Consider the following 18,310-nt stretch of genomic DNA (forward strand, 5'->3'; position numbering starts at 1 on the left):
ACATTATTTTGTGCGCTTATAAAACGGTGTCGCCACCACTTTCGCTTTTAGCCGCTTCCCGCGAACGTCTACCTCTACCTCTGTATCAAGGGCAGAAAACGCAGTCGAAAGGAGTGCTAACCCGATATTTTTCTTCAACGTTGGCGATTGCGTTCCTGTCGTGACGACGCCAACTTGCTCACCGTTTCCATATACGGCATATCCGTGGCGCGGAATGCCTTTGTCGATCATTTCAATGCCGACAAGCTTCCGTGTCGTTCCTTCTTCTTTCTGTTTCTTGAATACTTCTTTTCCGAAAAAGTCAACGTCTTTATTCGTTTTGACCGCAAACCCAAGCCCTGCTTCGATTGGCGTAATGTCTTTCGCCAATTCTTGTCCATAAAGCGGCAAGCACGCTTCAAACCGGAGCGTATCGCGCGCACCAAGCCCGCACGGAAGCACTCCTTCTTCTTTCCCTGCCTCTAAAATCGCCCGCCAAAGCGTTTTAGCATCTTCTGCACGGCAATATAGCTCAAACCCGTCTTCTCCTGTATATCCTGTCCGCGACACGAGCGTTTTAACCCCTGCGACATCGACATCATCGGCGAAAGCGAAAAATTTGATGGCAGATAAATCGACAGTCGTCAATGGTTGCAACACTTTTTCGGCAAGTGGCCCTTGCAGCGCTAGTTGCGCGATATCGTTCGAGATATTGACAAGTTCGACATCGCCAGCTACATGCGCTTGAAGCCAAGCGAAATCTTTTTCAATATTTGCAGCGTTCACGACAAGCAAATAATGGTTGTCTGCTTTTTTATAAATCAACAAATCATCGACCGTTCCACCGTCTTCATAGCACATGAGCGTATATTGAGCACGACCATCTGTTAATTTGGCAACATCGTTTGTCATCATTTTTTGTAAAAAAGCAAGGCTATCTTTTCCTTTTACTTCAAACTCGCCCATATGCGACACGTCAAACAATCCTGCCCGCGTCCGTACGGCGTCGTGTTCTTCTTTAATGCTGGAAAATTGCACTGGCAGTTCCCAGCCGCCAAAATCAATCGTTTTGGCGCCATATTCTGCATACAACGAAAATAGCGGTGTTCTTTTTAGCATATGTTCCCCTCCTTGTCATAAAAAAAGACAGACGACTCCCATATATCGCGATATGGAAGTCTCTGTCCTTTCACCTGAAAGTTTCCCTATAATAGGTGTCCTCGTGGGTGGTTCACGTTCGTGAACGCTCTCCAGAGCTGCGTCAAACAAGAGTTCTTTTGCCTGAGAGATTCGTGTGACCACTTGCTCCTTCGGCGCTACATTCCGTAGTCTCTCCCCTTGTTCTCATCCGCCTATATATAATTTTTAAAAAAATGGTCAAACTATAGGAAAAGATGCCGCAGTTTTTTTAACTTTCTAATTTATTATTATACTACCATTAATATGCGCACAAGGGCAATAAAAATTCAGCGCGGCAAACAAAAAATACCCGAACTTTTTATTAGTAATTTCAGTAAACAATCGTTTATTCACCTATATTACTCTCTACTCAACTAAAAATGTTCGGTATTAAAGGAGACGAAACAATGATGGTCGAGATTGCATTTGATTCCGCGTGGACAGCAGGACTATTGGAACGAAGCGAAAAGGACGGGCCATGGGCGAGCTGGGAAATGTATGAGCTTGCGCTAGAGGCGGCGAAACATTTAGCGATACCTGATTTTGACGGGCTGCAAGCCCCGAAACATTTGCCACATTTAACGCCGCTTCCGCACCAGCTCGAGGTTGCCAAACAAGTCGTCGAAATAATGAACGGCAAGGCGATTTTAGCCGATGAAGTCGGGCTTGGAAAAACGATCGAAGCCGGATTAATCTTAAAAGAATATATGATTCGCGGGTTGGTGAAAAAAGTGCTCATTCTCGTTCCGGCTTCCCTCGTCTCTCAATGGGCGATGGAATTGAATGAAAAATTTTTCATTCCCGCCGTTGCGCAAAAAAAGAGCTACGTGTGGGAACAGTGCGATGTCGTCGTTTCCTCGATCGACACCGCCAAGCGAAGTCCGCATCGTGACATCATTTATGCCCAGCAGTACGACATGGTCATTATTGATGAAGCGCATAAATTAAAAAACAATAAAACAAAAAACTATGAATTCGTGCAACATTTAAAAAAGAAATTTTGTTTATTGCTCACGGCAACCCCGATTCAAAACCGAATCGAAGAAATTTTTCATCTCGTTTCTTTACTGAAGCCCGGCCATTTAGGAAACGCTTCTTCCTTTGCCGAAACGTACGGAAAGGGGCGCACGCTGCAAACCGATGAACATTTAAAAGCACTTGTTAATAAAGTGATGATTCGCAACCGCCGTCTAGATACCGGCATCGAATGGTCGAAGCGCCATGTCGAAACGGTGATGATTGAATTTTCCAAAGAAGAGCGGGAGTTATACGACGCTGTTCGCGCGTTAAAAGTAGACGACGGGCAATTTTCGCTGATAACGATGTTGCGCGAAGCTTGCAGTAGCCGCGAAGCGCTCTTTCTTACGTTAAAAAATATGATGAGCAAATATCCAGAGCCACCTGCGTATTTCGAGACGTTAATCGAAAAAATAAACGCCGTTACGACCAATGCAAAAGCCGAAAAAGCGCTTGAACTTATTCAAGGCATTAACGATAAAGTTATTATTTTTACGGAATATCGGGCGACGCAACTATATTTGCAATGGTTTTTGCAACAGCACGGTATTTCGTCCGTCCCGTTTCGCGGCGGATTTAAACGGGGCAAAAAAGATTGGATGAAAGAACTGTTTAAAACCCGTGCCCAAGTGCTTATTGCGACCGAGGCAGGGGGAGAAGGGATTAACTTGCAATTTTGCCATCATGTCATTAACTATGACCTCCCGTGGAACCCGATGCGGCTTGAGCAACGTATCGGACGCGTCCACCGCTTAGGGCAAACGAATGACGTATATATTTACAATTTTGCCGTGAAAGATACGGTCGAAGAGCATGTACTGAAACTTCTCTATGAAAAAATTCGCCTGTTTGAACGGGTCGTTGGCGAATTGGATGATATTTTAACAAAGATGAACATGACGGATTTCGAAGAATATTTACACGATATTGTGCAATCCCGCAACGAGCGAGAAATGAAAATTAAAATGGAAAATTTAGCGGCGGTAATCGATTTTGCCGACCAATTGGCTAGAGGTGAAGAATATGCGGCAAGATGAAATTCAACAGTTTCTTGAACGATATTTTCGCGCAAACGAGTGCGACATCGTCGAGTGCGAAGACGGATATATGACCGTGCAATTGACGATTGCGATGGATAAAGAATTAATGAACCGCCCGTTTTATTGGCATTACATCGAGCGAACGGGCGGAACACCCGAACCGGTGAAGTTGACGCTCATCACAAAACAAACAGAAAAAACAAAAACGCTCCACGGTGAACAACTTCATTTCGGCTCTCCGAGGCTTCATCAAATATTCCAATCGGCCCAGCGCCGTGGAAGCTATATTCGCCTTTATGAAAAAATGGATGCAACGTCGTCCGTTCCGCTTCATCCATGGCTAGGGATTAATGCCAAAATTTCGTATCAATGCGACCGAAAAAAAGACGCCATTTTGTCACTCGGATTGCATTTAATTACCGGAACGATCGTCGAACAGTTTCATGAAACACTACAAAAACTGCCGCTAACCCCAAAAATTCCGGACTATTGCTTTACTATTTCGCCCATCATTAAACCGCAAAGCGGGATGGTGCGCCTTGAACAATACATGAAAAAAAAGATTGCGCAAGACGATCATACGTGGGCAGAAAAAGCGATCGCACGCTGGAATGAAGACTTAGCGCTACTCGATCATTTTTATGAGGAGGCGGAAGAAAAACCAGAGTGTTATTATATGGAAAAACAAGCGTTAGAAGAACAGTATAAGCCAAAAATTACGATTTCTATCATTAACGGTGGGCTGTTTTACTTGCAGCCTCGCTCATAACCTTTTTAACCATAGAAAAATCTCCCGCAAAACGGGAGATTTATTTCCGGCGAAAAAGCATTTTCAACGAAAACGGAATCATGCCGAACCAGTGAGAAAGCAACGGCGGCTTTTCTTGTTTCCGCTGTTCGCGCAGTCTCTTTCGCTCCTCTTTCGGTTGGTCCATATAGCGAACAAACTGTTGTGTCATAAATTTCATATAATCGTTCACTAATGTTCACCGCCTTTTTTACTTCTATTCTTGCCGATTTTCCGTTTTCTTAATCCATTCTATTATTTCTTGCACAATTTCTTCCACACGCTTTCCTGTCGTGTCAATGACGATATGCGCTTCGGAATAGTACGGCAACCGTTGTTCCCATAATCGTTGGAACTCAGCCTGCTGGTTGGAAAACAGTGGGCGTGTATCATCATCGGCAAGCCTGCGCATAATTTCCGCAAACTCGCAATGTAAATAAATGACTGTTCCCGTTTGTTTCATCCATTCCCGATTTTCCGGCTGGATGACCATCCCGCCACCTGTCGTGACAATAAGTTTATCGGCCGGCAGCGTCCGTAAAAACTCCCGTTCATAGCGGCGAAACGCCGCCTCGCCTTCTTCGGCAAAAATTTGTTTAATTGGCTTGCCGACTTTCTCTTCAATATAGCTGTCCGTATCAATCATCGGTACACAGAGCTGTTCAGCTAGCGCTCGACCAACTGTCGTTTTTCCCGCTCCCATAAACCCTGTTAAATACACTCGTTTCCTCATCGGGCGATTCCTCTCCTTCCAAATCATAATAAGTGGTGGGTAGTTGACTTGCCAACTTCCCCTTTCTTTTTTTCCAACATATCATATTAAGGGGCAATAATGAACTATGAGTATGTTTCTTTCCATTCGATTAACTGTAACGACGGGAAAGAAATCGTAAACTCCGCACTATACCGAATGCCTTCGGAGGAAATAGCAATAAGCGTTACTTTGATGTCGTTTTGCGTCCCTTGTTTCCAATCGTATTGCACCGTGCCATTCGGATAAGTGAACGTCCCTTTCCCTGACTGCTTTCCTGGAGCGCTCGCAGCAATTTGCGCTTTCACATCGACGACAGCCATTTGCATGAGCGAATCAACGTCGGACGATTGCCGCACATAGTCTGCTAGCTGCATTTCTGTCTCGTACAGTTCTAAGGCGTGAAACACCGCCAAACAAAACAGGAAAGAAAACATCACCGTCATTGGAAAAATGACACCTTTTTCGTTTCGTTTCATCATCATCGGGCGATTCCTCCTTTCATTAGAGCTTTTTACAAGCCCCCACTTCAAAAGCCAGAGGCTTTAAGGGGTAGTTGACCGTCTCACCCGCACCGGAAAAAAAGTCGAAACAAACGCTTCGTATCGCTTTCCATTTGTCGCCGTCACCGTAATTTGCACCCCCGTTGTCGCTAGTTGATATTGCACATAAGAAACGTTTTGTAGCACAATTTCGTTTCCTTGCCCGTTCACTCGCCGCCGAATGAGCGTACCATACGTTTCAAAGCTCACTTTTTCCCCTGTTGGCTTATACGCATATAACGTGGTAGAGACATTCTCTAATTCTTTTGCTTCGCGAATTTCGCTTTTTATTTGTTGAAGAAACACTTGCCATTCGAGCGGCTGAAATTCGTTTTGTTTTTCGTGTAGCCAACGAACATCTAATAAAAGCGGAAAAAACGAAACGACAAGCAACACAACGGCTAAAACAACAAGCATCTCAAGCAACGTGAAGCCTCGACTGTTCATTTTTTTACATACCCGCACCTTTCCACCGTTCGATTCATCTCATCGTTCCAGCGAACGCACACCTTTTTCATCCCGTTCCCTAGCTCTGTCCAAAAAATAGCATACGTCACTTTTCCAACTGCCACGATTTTATCGTTCTGCGCGTCACGATTCATTTCTGCATAAAGAAGCTGCTCGGCTTCATTTTTTAATGCGACGTTATGCCTTTCCACCATAATTTGCGTCACCAGCGGCAACAGTGTTGTCGTTATCACTAACAATACTGCTAACGATACGAGCGCTTCGATAAATGTAAATCCATTACAATTTTTGTACATAAAACCTCCCTTTCCCGAGCAAAAACACGAGTCTGTACGTCGTTTTTCCGTTTTTCAATAACACCGTTCCTGATTTATTGACATTTCCATTTGCTAAAAACGTTAACGGATTTTGTAACGTCGCCAGTTCGATTTTCCATGGATTCGGAAGCGACCGCTCGAGTAAGACCGGTCCTAACGTATAGCGCTCCGTCATTCGATAGCGATCTTGCGCATTATAAAAAACGACAATGACCGATTGTTTATGCGTCAGTGCGTACGCTTGGGCGTATAATAAATCATCGGTCAACTGCTCGAGCATATGCGCTTCTTCTTTTGCTTTTTTTAGCTGATCGAGCTGCGGAATAACGATGATCGTCAGCGTACTGACGATCATCAACACGATTAACGTTTCGATGAGCGTAAAGCCATTTTTACGAGCCACTTTCGCTCACTTCTCCGTCGCTACCAATTTGAATCGTATGGCCATTTGGACATTTATTTGATTTAATATATTTTCCGTCAATGAGCTGCTGCACGGTCGGGATTACGTCGTTTTCCATTTCGTACGCCTTCACTTGTGCTTGGACGGTTTTTACGAACGCCTGGCACCCTTTATCATTAATCATTCCATTATGTTTCGTAATGTTTGGAATCATAATTAATAGCAATACGGAAATGACCATAAGCACAATTAACATTTCGATTAACGTAAACCCTTTTTCTTTCATCATCGATTCCCCCTATAGTTGATTCATTGTTTCAAACATTGGCAATAAAATCGCTAAATACAAACAAATGACAAGCAGACCGAGAACAGTGAATAGCAACGGCTGAATGAGCCTCGTCCATTTTTCGATTCGTTCTTCCATTTTTTGTAGAACAAATTGGCTGTAATGAAACAATTCTTTCGCCAGCTCTCCGTTCGATTGGCCGTGGCGAACGACGAGCAGAAGCGCTCGCTCATAATAAGGACGAACGGCAAGTAATGTTTCTAATTTTTCTCCTTTTGCCAACTGTTCTTTCATCGTACTTCCTTCCGCGCGCAAAAACGGAACGTGATGTTGTTTTTCAAATACTTGGAGCGCTTCATATGCCGACAAGCCGCCATTTAATAAATGGCTAAACTGCAACGAAAAGACGTGTGTGTAGTAAAGGGTGGCGACCGTACGAACGAGCGGAATTTTCAACGATAAGCGAATTTGCGTTAGCGGAGGAAGTCGTTTCGCCCAGATGGCATACACGCTTCCCCCTCCCGCACAAAGAAAGCAGATAGATAGAAAAAATATGGGCACCATCGAAACGATTTGTATAAGGAAGTGCGAAACGGAAGAACGAGTGGTGGCAAACGAAGACGAAAGATGAACAAACTGCGGAAGAAGCATTTGTTGAACAATAAGAAGCATCACCACCATAAAACAAAGGAGAAATAGCGGATAACTTGCTGCTTTGCGCAGGCGCTGCCAATACTTCGCTTTATTTAAAAGCATATTTCCCGCCTCGACTAACCCTTGCGCAAACTGCCCGTGTTGCTCAGCAAAAAATAAATATCCAATCGCTTCTGAATGAAACGAAAGCGGCTGCAATGCCTCATGAAACGATAAACCAGAGCGGAAAAACGATAAACAACGTTGTAAATCATGCTGGCGAGCAAGCGGTTGTTGAAATTGCAAAAATTCCATCGCCTGTGCCAATGAATAGCCTTTCTCAAGCAGTTTCCCAAGTTGCGTTAAAAATTGTCCTTGTTCTTCTAGCGACCATTGGTTGTTACGCTTCACCCATTCCCCACCCTTTCAATGAAGAAGGTGGCAAAAACCCGAGCGCAATTCCTTTCGCAATCATTCGCGGTAAGGTTGGATATCGATAAGTGACTAGTTCACCTCGCGCTTCTTTTAAGGCGCTTGCTAACGCTTCTCCATCGAGCCATTCGTAAATGGCGACGCGCCGCACCGACCGTTGTCTGCGGCAAAACGGCGAACATTTCTCGCCGCATAGCGGACAAACTAATTCGACAAGCCGCTGCGCAGTGACGGCTAACAACGTCTGTTCAATTTCTTGCAATGAAACATCAAATTCTAGCAGCCGATAAATCGCACCAACAGCATTTTTCGTATGCATCGTTGTCAGTACTAAATGACCTGTTAACGCTGCACGAACGGAAATTTTCGCCGTTTCCGCATCGCGAATCTCCCCGACCATAATAATGTCCGGATCATGGCGCAAAATCGCCTTCAACCCTGTCGCATACGTAATGCCTGCTTTTTCATTCACTTGCACTTGCAAGCATTCGGTGCGTTTTTCTACCGGGTCTTCTAACGTAATCACGTGACGATTCCACTCTTGACATAGGCGCAACAGCGTATATAACGTCGTCGTCTTGCCTGAACCAGTCGGTCCTGTGAAAATAATTAATCCATGTGAATGATGAAGAAGCGAAACTAATTTTTTCGTTGCACTCGGGAATAAAGAAAGCTGAGCTAGAGGAAGAAATGAGTCTTGCGGAAGAAGACGAATGACGAGGCTCTCGTCGTAAAACGTTGGCAATGTCGATAGCCGCAAACTAACTACACCGCCGTCGACTTCCATTTCCATCGCTCCGTTTTGCGGGCGCCGCCGCTCGCCGATGTCCATGTCAGCCAAAAATTTAAAGTGAGCGACAAGCCGTTCGTGCACATCTTTCGCCAATTTTTCGCGCATCACTAACGCCCCGTCGAGCCGAAATTGGACAATAGCGCCGTCTTTTTTCGGAACGATGTGAATATCGGACGCTTGTAAAGCTGCTGCCTCCCGCACTAACCGGTCGGCTACTTTTTCTACTTCCATTTCATCACCCTTTCTATTTTTCTCGCCTATGTAAATTCGTCGCCTTTTGCCAAATTCCTTCTTTTGTTTTAAAAAAAACGCCACCATTTTTTCTGTTTTTAAGACAAAACAGTGACTAATTTATGAATTTTCCCCGAACATTACAATTAATTACTATAAATATGATTCCAATGAAAAAATGAGTGTATTATAATAAACGTAGCATCGACAGTCTAGAGGTGAAAACAATGGACCAAATTTTAAAAATTACAAACGTCTTAGCCGATCCGACACGCTACCATATTTACGAATATATTACAAAAAAACATAAAGAAGTATCCGTCCAGGAAATTGCAGACGCATTTAATATTCATCCAAACGTCGCTCGGCTTCATTTAACAAAACTAGAAGACGTCAATATGCTCGTTTCGGAAACGCAAAAAACGGGCAAAGGTGGACGCCCGAGTCGCTTGTATCGTCTATCAGACGATGTTATCCAACTTCATTTTCCGTTCCGTGATTACCAACTTCTTTCTAAAATCGCGATTCAAACGATGATGAAGCTAGGAGAAGCAGGAAAACAAGTATTATACGAAACAGGGAAAGCATTTGGCCGAGAACTAGTGGAGCAACGGCTTTCCCACGATCAATCGCCAAGAACGTTAACGTTTTCTGAAAAAGTGAACATTTTAAAAGAAGCGGCGGAAACGGCTGGATTTTACCCATCGTTCGACTATAACGAACAAGAACAAAAAATTTATTTTCAAGTGTTTAACTGTCCGTTTAAAGAAATCGCTTTTCAACAGCCGGAAATGGTGTGTGGCATGCACCATGCATTTTTGCGCGGCATGTTTGAAGCGTTGTTTGATCGGGTAGAATTAGCAGAGTTAGAAAGCATGACAAGCGGCTGTGATTTTTGTGCGTATCGCGCCGTCGTCGATAACGAGCATTGATTTTTGAAAGCGTTGTTTACACGTTGATTACATGTACATTATAATATGTAAAGGCAATGATTTAACGAAAAAGGAGGGGAAAGCAATGGATCGCATGTTCCGCGTGTTGTCATTTTGGACGGGGATTTTTGCCGTCATGTTTTATCTTGGCCACATGCATACAACATCGTTAATTTTCTTCGGCCAAACGGTATTTTTCTTATTGCTTGGATACTTAAAATTAACCGAACGGATGTACATTTACATCTTCGGCGCATACTTAACGATCTTTTTCGCTGCATTTACGTACTGGACAACGTTTATGATGGTTCCAGGCATGGGCGAATAAGAAAAGCGCAAAGCGCCCGCCTATCGGCGAAGATCGCACAAGCCCCACCGAGGAGGGAACGGCTCAGGCCGATGGCGCTTGGAGCTAGACAGCGCTCCACCTAATGGTAAGATTTTATACTTTCTTACCTTTGAAAAAAGCGATGGGAAGCCATCGCTTTTTATTTTAAAAATTGCGGTTCTTTCCACATCGCATCCCAATCGACGTGTACGCCTTTTTGTTGAATCATCACGTGAAATGCCGAACTTATTCCTTCATCGATAATGAGCGAACGAATTGCTCGGTTGCGCCGGCTTTGTTCCGAAAACGGATTCGGGTCGTGATGTGCCACTAAATAGTCAAGAATCCCCGCTGCTAGTAAAAAGCGGTCTTGGCGAATCGTATCCACCCATTCCCATCCTGCTTGTTCCCCATACAACCGAAGCGCATCCCACGGAATATGAGACGTAATGTCCATTTCCCCCGGATAGGCAAGCGGGTTGGCAATAAGTCGATGTTGGTAATAGCCGCGCAAACTTCCTTCACGGCGTCCCGCTTGTTTCCACTCGTCGTCCGTATAGCCGTAATCAACGGTAAACATGACACATCGATCAAAAAATGACGCATGATCGAATAAAAACGCTTTCATCGCCAGCGGCACTTCTAGCCGTTGTCCCTCTAGTAGTTCTATCTTTCGTTCGCGCAAATACGCCAAAATCGCTTCGTTTTCAAGCGGCTGTTTTTCTTCTTGAAGCCGACCGTCTGTTACGGTCACAAATAGCTCATATAGCTCACCCCGTTCACGTGTAATAACGTGAACAGGTAGCGCATCGAAAAATTCGTTGCTAAAGACAATTCCAGAAAAGGAAGAACGTTGCTTACGAAAATCATCCAATCCTTCATAGGAAATGACATGCTGGTGAAAATCTGCGAGCGCCTGTTGTTGTTTTTTTCGTTGGTAAGGGCTTGTATCAACAATCATATACGTCAATTGTTCAAATGTCGCAGACGCTTGTTTCCATTCGGTTAACACGGCGCGAGCAAACTTCCCGTCCCCTCCACCAAGTTCACAAATGCACGGAGGAATCTTTCCTGCCTCCACAAGCTTTATAAATAGCGAAGCGAACAATTTTCCGAACACGTCCGAAACATAGATGCTTGTGTAAAAGTCACCAGTACGGCCGATTTTGTCACGATCTTTCATATAATAGCCGTTTTTTTCGTCGTACAATGCAAGATTCATATAATCAGCATATGAAATACGCTGGTTAGGTGACGACATAATCGCTTCGACGATAAAATTCATGTTTATTTGCTCCTCTTTTTGATTTTCACTATTGACATAGTAAAAATATTAATATATTGTTAAGATAGTAGCTTAACTATATCCCCTCCCATTATTGAGGATAGAACATCCCCCAAAGCCCCTTCTCGATGGAGAAGGGTCTTTTTTTATGCAGGGATTTAAAAGCCGTTTAAAAACGGGTTCGTATCCATTTCGCTAGCAAGCGTCGTTTCTCGTCCGTGCCCTGGCAATACAATTGTTTCTTCTGGCAATGCAAGCAAACGGTCATGGATACTTTCCATCAGCTGTTCATAATCTCCACCAGGCAAGTCGGTTCGGCCAATGCTTCCAGCAAACAATACATCTCCTGAAAAGACCGCACCGATCGCTTCGCAATAGTACGATACGCTTCCCGGGGAATGCCCTGGCGTTTCGAGCAAATTAAACGTAAACGCTCCAATCGCTAACGGCTTGTCTGTTTGTAAACATTGCGGGACGCAAGTTACCTTCACTTGTTTACCAATAAAGTAGGCGGAACCGTTTAAGAGCGGATCGGCTAGCCAATCAGTTTCTTTCGCATGAATGTATACCGGCAGTTCCCACTTAGCCAGCACGTCGTTAATGGCGCCGATATGGTCAAAATGGGCATGGGTTAATAAAATCGCTAACGGCGTATAGCCTTTTTCTTCGATGTAATGAACAAGCTTTGCCCCTTCACTTCCTGGGTCAAAAATGACGCACGTTCGGTCATCTGCATGCAAAATATATGCGTTTGTTTGCAGCGGCCCGAGCGGAATACGCTCCCACTTCATCATCATCCCTCCATCGCCTTCATTTTCCTTCAAAAGGCAGCTCGTGATTACTTTTCGTAGTTTTTTTGACGCTACCCACTTCTTTCTATCCATCATTTTACGCTATCGATTGTTTTGTTACAATGAAAGAAAACGAAAAGAAGGGATATTCGGTGAAAAAAAGATATGCGCTCGCTTCGGTTACTTCCGTCGAACCACATATAGTCACTGACCGCGATGAAGACTGGGTAATCGTTTCGGAACTTCCAGACGATGTTCACGACTATGAAACACTAATTGAACTCGATACCCCAACCGTCACGCCAATTTTTCTTGATTACGGATTCACCACTTTTAGCGGACGTGTTTACGTTTATGAATCCGTTGTCACCGCGTTTACCATCGTTGCAGGCGAAAGTATCGAAATCGACATGTTTTTGCTTCAGCTAGAAGAATATATCGTTGCTAGCGAACAAACGATATACTATATCGCCAAGCATCAACAACCGCTGCTTGAAAAAATAGCGGCCACCTACGGCGTGTCGATTCATATTTTCGACCTCGACAAATGTGGAAAAAACGATTAAAATGTAAAGAGATTATTGTACATATGGTAAAAGGGGGGTAGTGGCATGGGTTTAGTCATTATTTTTGCGTTAGTATCATTGTTAGCGCTTTACGGCATCGTCCGCTCGCTTCGTGAGAAAAATATACTTGCTTTATTGTTCGGTCTAGGAACAGCAGCTGTCTTCGGCTGGTTCACCATAATGACGGTGCTTCACCACGGATTTCCAACAGGAACGCACTAAAAACAAGAGGCTGTTACGCCTCTTGTTTTCGTTTTGCTTCCACGCTTTTCACTTTATCCTCCATGCGTTGTTTTTTATCGCGACGGTCATCGATGCGAATATTTGTCGCGACTCGCTGCACCCCTTTCGCAAACGGCACTTCGTGAATCGCTTGAATAACTTCAAACAGCACCGGAAGTTCTCCTTCAATAATCGTATTCATCGGGGTCAACATAAACTCAATTTTTCCATCATATGTTTCCAACACGTTATGAATTTCCGCGACATAGTCGCTGACGCTTGGGCCTTCTGTCCCAATGGGAATAACCGTAACATCGACAATAGCCATCGAAATTCTCCTTTCTCAACAAACGGCTAATAAAGCAAACAACATGTTGCGACTTGCTTCGTAAATCGCGTCAAACTGTGCAAGCGGCAGCGGGTTCACCCCTTCCCCTAGCTCAATCGTATAGCCAGGACGTTGCCATTTCTGAATAAACCAATCGCGGTAGCCGGCATGGCTATCGATATAACGAACGGCTTGATACCCACTTACCTTTGCCAATTCGTCCACAATCCGTTCTGCTTCTTTCGGTTCACATCCTTCATAGCCCCAATAAATTTCTTTTCCTTGCGTATGAAATGCCACGACGATAGCAAAATCGCTCTCTTCTGTTAGCCTCGCCATCGCCTTCGTTTCTGGCTCTGTCAATGGGGCAACCCCAGGGAAATCACGTGGGGCAGGCGCCTTCGGAATTTTGCGCATTTGTTCTATCTCCCATTTTGCCGGAAATTGATTGTTTAAGTCCACGCCACAAATATTCGCCTTCCATTGGGAAAAATCAGAACTTCCATCATTTATTTGAAGAACGTTGCTTCGATACGGCTCTATCTCCGGCGGCCCATTTAGCACTAAATTCACGCCGTCTGGGTTAACCATCGGAACAATTGATAACGTCACTTTTTGATAGTAGTCAAGCATCGACGCATCATTCGTTAAGCGCAACACATACTCATTCACAAACGCCATCACTACTGCGGTTGTAATCCATTCGTTCGCATGAAATGAGGCGTTTACATGAATTTTTTTCCGTCCACGCCCGATGGAAAGTTCAATGAGCGGCTGGCCAAGTACGCTCGTTCCAATCGTTCGTTGGCGAATGAATGGATAATACGTACATAAGTCATCCATATCTTGCTTCATCGTCGAAAAATCGTAAGGCTGCTTGCCATTCACAATCGACGTTTCTAAGCGACGCGGCAGCCGTAATAACAGCCGGTCTTCATTCATTCGCTCCAGCGCTTCCACCGAAAGCGAAAGCGACTGTGCCATTTGTTCGAGCGTATCCGTTGTTTGGCTATGGTACGTCACGACATCAAATCCTGGGATGCGAACAACCTCTCCGTCGTGTAATTCATGGGAAAGATGCGGGTTCGCATCTTGCAGTAAGGCTATTGGAACCGAAAACCAACGGCTATATAACTCCCACGTGTCTCCTTTACGCGCATAAATCATCGTATCGCCCCCTTTTTTCCAACATATGAACAAATGAAGAAAAAATGTGCACAAAACAAGGGGGCAGCCCTGCTTTACTCTCCAAACGCTTCTTTCGCCAACCAAGCGCCGCCGATAACACCAGCATCGTTACCGAGCGTAGCGATCACGATTTCCGCGCTTTCCGCCACGCGTGGAAAAGCAAACTGTTGAAAATATTTCGTCACTCGCTCTGCAAGCCAATCGCCAGCTTTCGACACACCACCGCCGATAACGATTTTCTCTGGATTTACTACATTTGCAGCATTCGCTAATGCTAATCCTAGATGAAAGAAGACATCTTCCGTCACTTCAAGCGCTAAACGATCGTTTTCTTTTGCTGCATCAAGCACGTCTTTTGCTGTAATCGTTCCCAGATTTCGTAACGAACTGTCCATATGGCTAGTAGCAAGCTTTTCGTTTGCTAGCCGAACGATTCCTGTTGCCGAAGCGATCGTTTCAAGGCAGCCCGTTTTTCCGCAGTTGCATCGCGCCCCGCCAGTTGGGACAGAAGTAATGTGCCCGATTTCTCCGGCTGCCCCGTTCGCTCCACGAACGATTTGTCCATTGGCAATTACTCCTCCACCAACACCTGTCCCGAGCGTCACGCAAATTAAGTTTTTCGCACCGCTTCCGGCTCCTTTCCACATCTCGCCAATTGCCGCAATATTCGCATCGTTGTCTACTGCCGCTGAAAGCGACGTTTCTACTTCCAGTACATTTTTTAACGGATAGTTTTTCCAGCCTAAATTGACCGCTTCATAAATCACTCCGGTATCCCCATCGACTGGTCCAGGCGCCCCCATACCGATGCCGATGAGCTTTTCTTTTGTTTGTCCGTGTTCCTCTAGCTTTTGATCGATTGATTTCGCGATATCGGTTACAATATATTTTCCTTGTTCGTTAAGATTCGTCGGAATTTCCCATTTGTCAATTAATTCCCCGTATACGCTGACAAATGCCATTTTAATCGTCGTCCCGCCTAAATCGACACCTACTAACCATTTTTCTGCCATTATCTCTCATCCTTTTTCATTCGTTTTTCGCGTTCTAATTGCGCTTCATGTCTGACAATCAAAAGCGCCATTTGATAGTCTTTCCCATCGATTAATTGCGATTGGTACAGCTCTTTTAACTCTTCTTCCATCAGTTCTAAGTCGGCTAATCGATCCCCTACATAAATAATCGTGCCATATTGTTTCAACAACTGCTGCACATCGTATACGCTTTCCATTTTTTCACCTACCGCCTTTTTTCTCCACTATAAATGTATAAAGAAACAACAAGCACCGTCAAGGAAAGAACGACAACTGACGGGAAAATGTCATAAAAAAACGCTTACCTCGCTAGCGAGATAAGCGTTACCTGTCGGGGTCGCGCGGATGCAACACGGTTGGTCGACGATTTTTGAGCGGAATAGGAGAACGAATGAACACATCGCGCATCGCTCGGTACGAAAACGGAATAAACGGCCATAAATACGGGACGTTGAACGATTTCATGCTCGCAAGCATAATGATCCATAGCGTTATGCCGAGAAGGTAACCGTATAGGCCAAACATGGCAGAAGCAATTAATAAACCAAGCCGAACGAGCCGATTCGCTAGCCCTAATTCATAGCTCGGCGTTGCAAATATGCCAATCGTCGCGATCGAAAAATAAAGGATGACTTCGTTAGAAAAAATACCAACTTCCACCGCAATGCCGCCAATCATTAATGCCGCGACAAGCCCAAGCGCTGTCGCTAACGACGAAGGGGTGTGAATCGCTGCCATTCGCAACATATCAATCCCTACTTCAATCATCAAAAGCTGCGCAAACAGCGGGAGCGCCCCTTCGCTTGCTTTTCCAACAAACGAAAGCGCCGCTGGCAGCTGTACTTTCTCGGTCATCATCAAATACCAAAGCGGCAATAAAAAAATCGACGCCCACACAGCTAAAAAGCGAACAAACCGTAAATATGCCCCGACGATTGGTTTATTGCGATACTCTTCGGCGTGCTGCAAATGGTGCCAAAACGTCGCCGGCAAAATTAATACACTCGGTGAGCCGTCCACGATAACAAGAATATGTCCTTCATATAAATGAGCCGCCGCTGTATCAGGGCGTTCGGTGTAGCGAACGACCGGATATGGATTCCAATGTCGTCCCGAAATAAATTCTTCTACCGTTTTTTCCCCCATCGGTAATCCGTCGGTGTCAATTTTCGCAATCGCTTCTTTAATATTCTTCACGATCATCGGATCAGCAATGTCTTCAATGTAACATACGCAAATATCCGTTTTTGACCGTCGCCCGACTTGCATATATTCCATCCGCAACGTTCGGTCGCGAACCCGCCGCCTCGTCAGCACTGTATTAAAAACGATCGTTTCTACAAACCCGTCCCTTGCCCCACGAACGACCCTCTCCATATCCGGCTCTTGCGGACCACGCACAGGATATGTGCGCGCATCAATTAAAATCGCATAGCTCACCCCATCGACGAGTAACGCCGTCGGTCCCGCCAACACCCCATCGACTACGCGGTTCAAATCGTCGGTTTTTTCTAACTCGACATACGGAATATATGTTTTTAACAATTTTTCAAGCGGATTGTCACGCAACTTTTCTTCACTTAAAATCGCAAAAAATTGCATAATGTAATGCAAAATATCGTCTTTTACAAATCCATCAATCATAAAAAAAGCCATTTCCCGCCCTGCATATTCGACATCTAAATGAAGGACGTCAAAACTTTTGCCGACCCCAAGCCTTTCCCGTAAATACGCGACATTTTCCGCTAGCACGGCTGAAACCGCTCGCTTTTCTTGCTTCATGTTTCCACCTGCCCATCATTTACCTTCCATCATGGACAAATTGCAAGAAGTTCATACATATTTTCCAATAAAGCTGCATACATTGGTGAAAAACTTGTCCGCATAGAGGGAGGAAACAATGAAACGAACATTCCAGCTGCTCGCGTTATGTATCGCGTTTTTGCTTACTTTGTATACATTCCCTTTCACTCTAGAGAAGCCGACAAAAGAAACAATTATTTTTTTTCCGCTTGACCGAACAGCAGCGTTTATTCAAGCAACAACGGCATTGCAAGCACAGCCAGAAAAGCCACGCAGTTCCTACTCGCTTCTTTGGAAAGTTTCTTCTTCGCTGAATGAAACCGCCTACTTGCGCCAAGACATTTCGCTTTTGTTTGCGGATGGTCGTTTAGTCGGAACGCTATCCAAATGGAAAGAAAACAGTCAGGCGTTGCTTCAAGAAAACAACATAAAGCAAACGGACAGCCACTTTTTCCAAGCGATTTCGTTTCACTACGGTGAACTACATCGAGGGCAAACGTTTACGAGCGCACAAAAAATGAGCGGGGATTATTTATATGTCGTCGCTTCTTCGTACGAACCGTTTACTTCCTTTCGCCGTGGAAAAACAGCCGCCGAAAAAGAATGGCAGCGCGTACTTACAAAAGCAACGACCGATTTTCTTCAGTACAATGCAAAAACGATGCTCGACCATTTAGGAATCCACACTGAAAATTACTACCATTTTTATTTGCCGGAATTGCTCCTCTATAACGAGCAGCCATTCCCAGGGGTGTCCCAAGCAAAAACAAAAAAAATTATTGGGAACCTTTGGGAAGGATTGTATAAAAACTATTTTCTTGGCGTGAAACAAAATGACGGAACGGTCGTTTCACCAATTGGTAGCACCATTCCGCTTCTTCTCATCAGCAAAGACTATTCTCATTTACTCGTCCTAACAAAAATGAAAAACGGGGAAACGGTGCAGCTTATGCAGCAAATTTCCCCATAACC

Annotated in this window: 24 protein-coding genes and 1 riboswitch; of the genes, 7 read left to right on the forward strand and 17 right to left on the reverse strand. The window is 44.6% G+C overall.

From position 1 onward, the window contains the following. Positions 1–3: 3 nt before the first annotated feature. Positions 4–1,098, reverse strand: coding sequence for a glycine cleavage system aminomethyltransferase GcvT (gene gcvT, locus GGR02_RS06175; protein ID WP_183183868.1), 1,095 nt, complete (start codon positions 1,096–1,098; stop codon positions 4–6). A 140-nt stretch (positions 1,099–1,238) separates the two neighbouring features. Beyond that, a riboswitch (glycine riboswitch) is annotated at positions 1,239–1,327 on the reverse strand. Between the two features lie 238 nt (positions 1,328–1,565). Here gcvT and GGR02_RS06180 point away from each other — a divergent pair. Both GGR02_RS06180 and GGR02_RS06185 read left to right on the forward strand, forming a co-directional pair. After that, entirely contained in the window at positions 1,566–3,212 is a 1,647-nt protein-coding gene (locus GGR02_RS06180) for a DEAD/DEAH box helicase (RefSeq protein WP_183183869.1), read from the forward strand. Further along, a complete protein-coding gene (locus GGR02_RS06185) occupies positions 3,199–3,984 on the forward strand; it encodes a YqhG family protein (protein WP_183183870.1) in 786 nt (261 codons plus the stop codon). Before GGR02_RS06180 ends, GGR02_RS06185 begins: the two co-directional genes overlap by 14 nt. Before the next feature lie 40 nt (positions 3,985–4,024). Here GGR02_RS06185 and GGR02_RS06190 read toward each other — a convergent pair whose 3' ends face one another. From GGR02_RS06190 to comGA, 9 genes are all read right to left on the reverse strand, one after another. Continuing rightward, a complete protein-coding gene (locus GGR02_RS06190) occupies positions 4,025–4,183 on the reverse strand; it encodes a YqzE family protein (protein WP_183184011.1) in 159 nt (52 codons plus the stop codon). A 36-nt stretch (positions 4,184–4,219) separates the two neighbouring features. Then, positions 4,220–4,735: a shikimate kinase gene (locus GGR02_RS06195; RefSeq protein WP_183183871.1), complete on the reverse strand. Its 516-nt coding sequence runs from the start codon at positions 4,733–4,735 to the stop codon at positions 4,220–4,222. 104 nt (positions 4,736–4,839) lie between these two features. Next, on the reverse strand, positions 4,840–5,238 hold the full coding sequence (gene comGG, locus GGR02_RS06200; protein ID WP_229706108.1) for a competence type IV pilus minor pilin ComGG: 399 nt from the start codon (positions 5,236–5,238) through the stop codon (positions 4,840–4,842). A gap of 60 nt (positions 5,239–5,298) precedes the next feature. Next, positions 5,299–5,742: a competence type IV pilus minor pilin ComGF gene (gene comGF, locus GGR02_RS06205; RefSeq protein WP_183183872.1), complete on the reverse strand. Its 444-nt coding sequence runs from the start codon at positions 5,740–5,742 to the stop codon at positions 5,299–5,301. After that, positions 5,739–6,059: a competence type IV pilus minor pilin ComGE gene (comGE, locus tag GGR02_RS06210; protein ID WP_183183873.1), complete on the reverse strand. Its 321-nt coding sequence runs from the start codon at positions 6,057–6,059 to the stop codon at positions 5,739–5,741. Before comGE ends, comGF begins: the two co-directional genes overlap by 4 nt. Next, a complete protein-coding gene (comGD, locus tag GGR02_RS06215) occupies positions 6,043–6,483 on the reverse strand; it encodes a competence type IV pilus minor pilin ComGD (protein WP_183183874.1) in 441 nt (146 codons plus the stop codon). The genes comGE and comGD overlap by 17 nt, the downstream gene beginning before the upstream one ends. Further along, positions 6,473–6,769, reverse strand: a complete 297-nt coding sequence (gene comGC, locus GGR02_RS06220) for a competence type IV pilus major pilin ComGC (RefSeq protein ID WP_183184013.1) — start codon at positions 6,767–6,769, stop codon at positions 6,473–6,475. The genes comGD and comGC overlap by 11 nt, the downstream gene beginning before the upstream one ends. A gap of 12 nt (positions 6,770–6,781) precedes the next feature. Beyond that, positions 6,782–7,816 carry a competence type IV pilus assembly protein ComGB gene (gene comGB / locus GGR02_RS06225; protein ID WP_183183875.1) on the reverse strand — a complete coding sequence of 345 codons (1,035 nt, stop codon included), beginning with the start codon at positions 7,814–7,816 and terminating at the stop codon, positions 6,782–6,784. After that, positions 7,806–8,861 (reverse strand): competence type IV pilus ATPase ComGA, encoded by a 1,056-nt coding sequence (comGA, locus tag GGR02_RS06230; protein WP_183183876.1) that lies wholly within the window; start codon positions 8,859–8,861, stop codon positions 7,806–7,808. Before comGA ends, comGB begins: the two co-directional genes overlap by 11 nt. Positions 8,862–9,088: 227 nt before the next feature. Between comGA and GGR02_RS06235 the strand changes: the two genes are divergently transcribed. Both GGR02_RS06235 and GGR02_RS06240 read left to right on the forward strand, forming a co-directional pair. Then, complete coding sequence (locus GGR02_RS06235) at positions 9,089–9,793, forward strand: helix-turn-helix transcriptional regulator (protein WP_183183877.1); 705 nt, start codon at positions 9,089–9,091, stop codon at positions 9,791–9,793. Between the two features lie 85 nt (positions 9,794–9,878). After that, complete coding sequence (locus GGR02_RS06240) at positions 9,879–10,121, forward strand: DUF2626 domain-containing protein (protein ID WP_066326192.1); 243 nt, start codon at positions 9,879–9,881, stop codon at positions 10,119–10,121. Between the two features lie 160 nt (positions 10,122–10,281). Here GGR02_RS06240 and GGR02_RS06245 read toward each other — a convergent pair whose 3' ends face one another. Both GGR02_RS06245 and GGR02_RS06250 read right to left on the reverse strand, forming a co-directional pair. Beyond that, entirely contained in the window at positions 10,282–11,406 is a 1,125-nt protein-coding gene (locus GGR02_RS06245; protein ID WP_183183878.1) for a class I SAM-dependent methyltransferase, read from the reverse strand. A 158-nt stretch (positions 11,407–11,564) separates the two neighbouring features. Further along, a complete protein-coding gene (locus tag GGR02_RS06250; protein WP_183183879.1) occupies positions 11,565–12,197 on the reverse strand; it encodes an MBL fold metallo-hydrolase in 633 nt (210 codons plus the stop codon). 152 nt (positions 12,198–12,349) lie between these two features. Between GGR02_RS06250 and GGR02_RS06255 the strand changes: the two genes are divergently transcribed. Together GGR02_RS06255 and GGR02_RS06260 are read left to right on the forward strand one after the other, a co-directional pair. Then, complete coding sequence (locus tag GGR02_RS06255) at positions 12,350–12,763, forward strand: hypothetical protein (protein ID WP_183183880.1); 414 nt, start codon at positions 12,350–12,352, stop codon at positions 12,761–12,763. Between the two features lie 45 nt (positions 12,764–12,808). Continuing rightward, the gene (locus tag GGR02_RS06260; protein WP_084256353.1) at positions 12,809–12,985 is read left to right on the forward strand and encodes a DUF2759 domain-containing protein; all 177 of its coding nucleotides are present in this window, start codon (positions 12,809–12,811) and stop codon (positions 12,983–12,985) included. A 13-nt stretch (positions 12,986–12,998) separates the two neighbouring features. Here the strand turns inward: GGR02_RS06260 and GGR02_RS06265 are convergent, their stop codons facing one another. The 5 genes from GGR02_RS06265 to GGR02_RS06285 form a co-directional block, all read right to left on the reverse strand. After that, positions 12,999–13,313, reverse strand: coding sequence for an MTH1187 family thiamine-binding protein (locus tag GGR02_RS06265; protein ID WP_183183881.1), 315 nt, complete (start codon positions 13,311–13,313; stop codon positions 12,999–13,001). 15 nt (positions 13,314–13,328) lie between these two features. Beyond that, positions 13,329–14,480, reverse strand: coding sequence for a M14 family metallopeptidase (locus GGR02_RS06270; RefSeq protein WP_183183882.1), 1,152 nt, complete (start codon positions 14,478–14,480; stop codon positions 13,329–13,331). A 74-nt stretch (positions 14,481–14,554) separates the two neighbouring features. Next, positions 14,555–15,514 (reverse strand): ROK family glucokinase, encoded by a 960-nt coding sequence (locus GGR02_RS06275; RefSeq protein ID WP_183183883.1) that lies wholly within the window; start codon positions 15,512–15,514, stop codon positions 14,555–14,557. Next, positions 15,514–15,732: a YqgQ family protein gene (locus GGR02_RS06280; RefSeq protein ID WP_183183884.1), complete on the reverse strand. Its 219-nt coding sequence runs from the start codon at positions 15,730–15,732 to the stop codon at positions 15,514–15,516. Before GGR02_RS06280 ends, GGR02_RS06275 begins: the two co-directional genes overlap by 1 nt. Before the next feature lie 127 nt (positions 15,733–15,859). After that, positions 15,860–17,317: a spore germination protein gene (locus GGR02_RS06285; RefSeq protein ID WP_183183885.1), complete on the reverse strand. Its 1,458-nt coding sequence runs from the start codon at positions 17,315–17,317 to the stop codon at positions 15,860–15,862. A 118-nt stretch (positions 17,318–17,435) separates the two neighbouring features. Between GGR02_RS06285 and GGR02_RS06290 the strand changes: the two genes are divergently transcribed. Further along, a complete protein-coding gene (locus GGR02_RS06290; protein WP_183183886.1) occupies positions 17,436–18,308 on the forward strand; it encodes a hypothetical protein in 873 nt (290 codons plus the stop codon). Positions 18,309–18,310: the final 2 nt, after the last annotated feature.

Origin of the sequence: Anoxybacteroides voinovskiense, from assembly GCF_014196205.1 — a bacterium.
GTDB classification, from domain to species: Bacteria; Bacillota; Bacilli; order Bacillales; family Anoxybacillaceae; genus Anoxybacteroides; species Anoxybacteroides voinovskiense.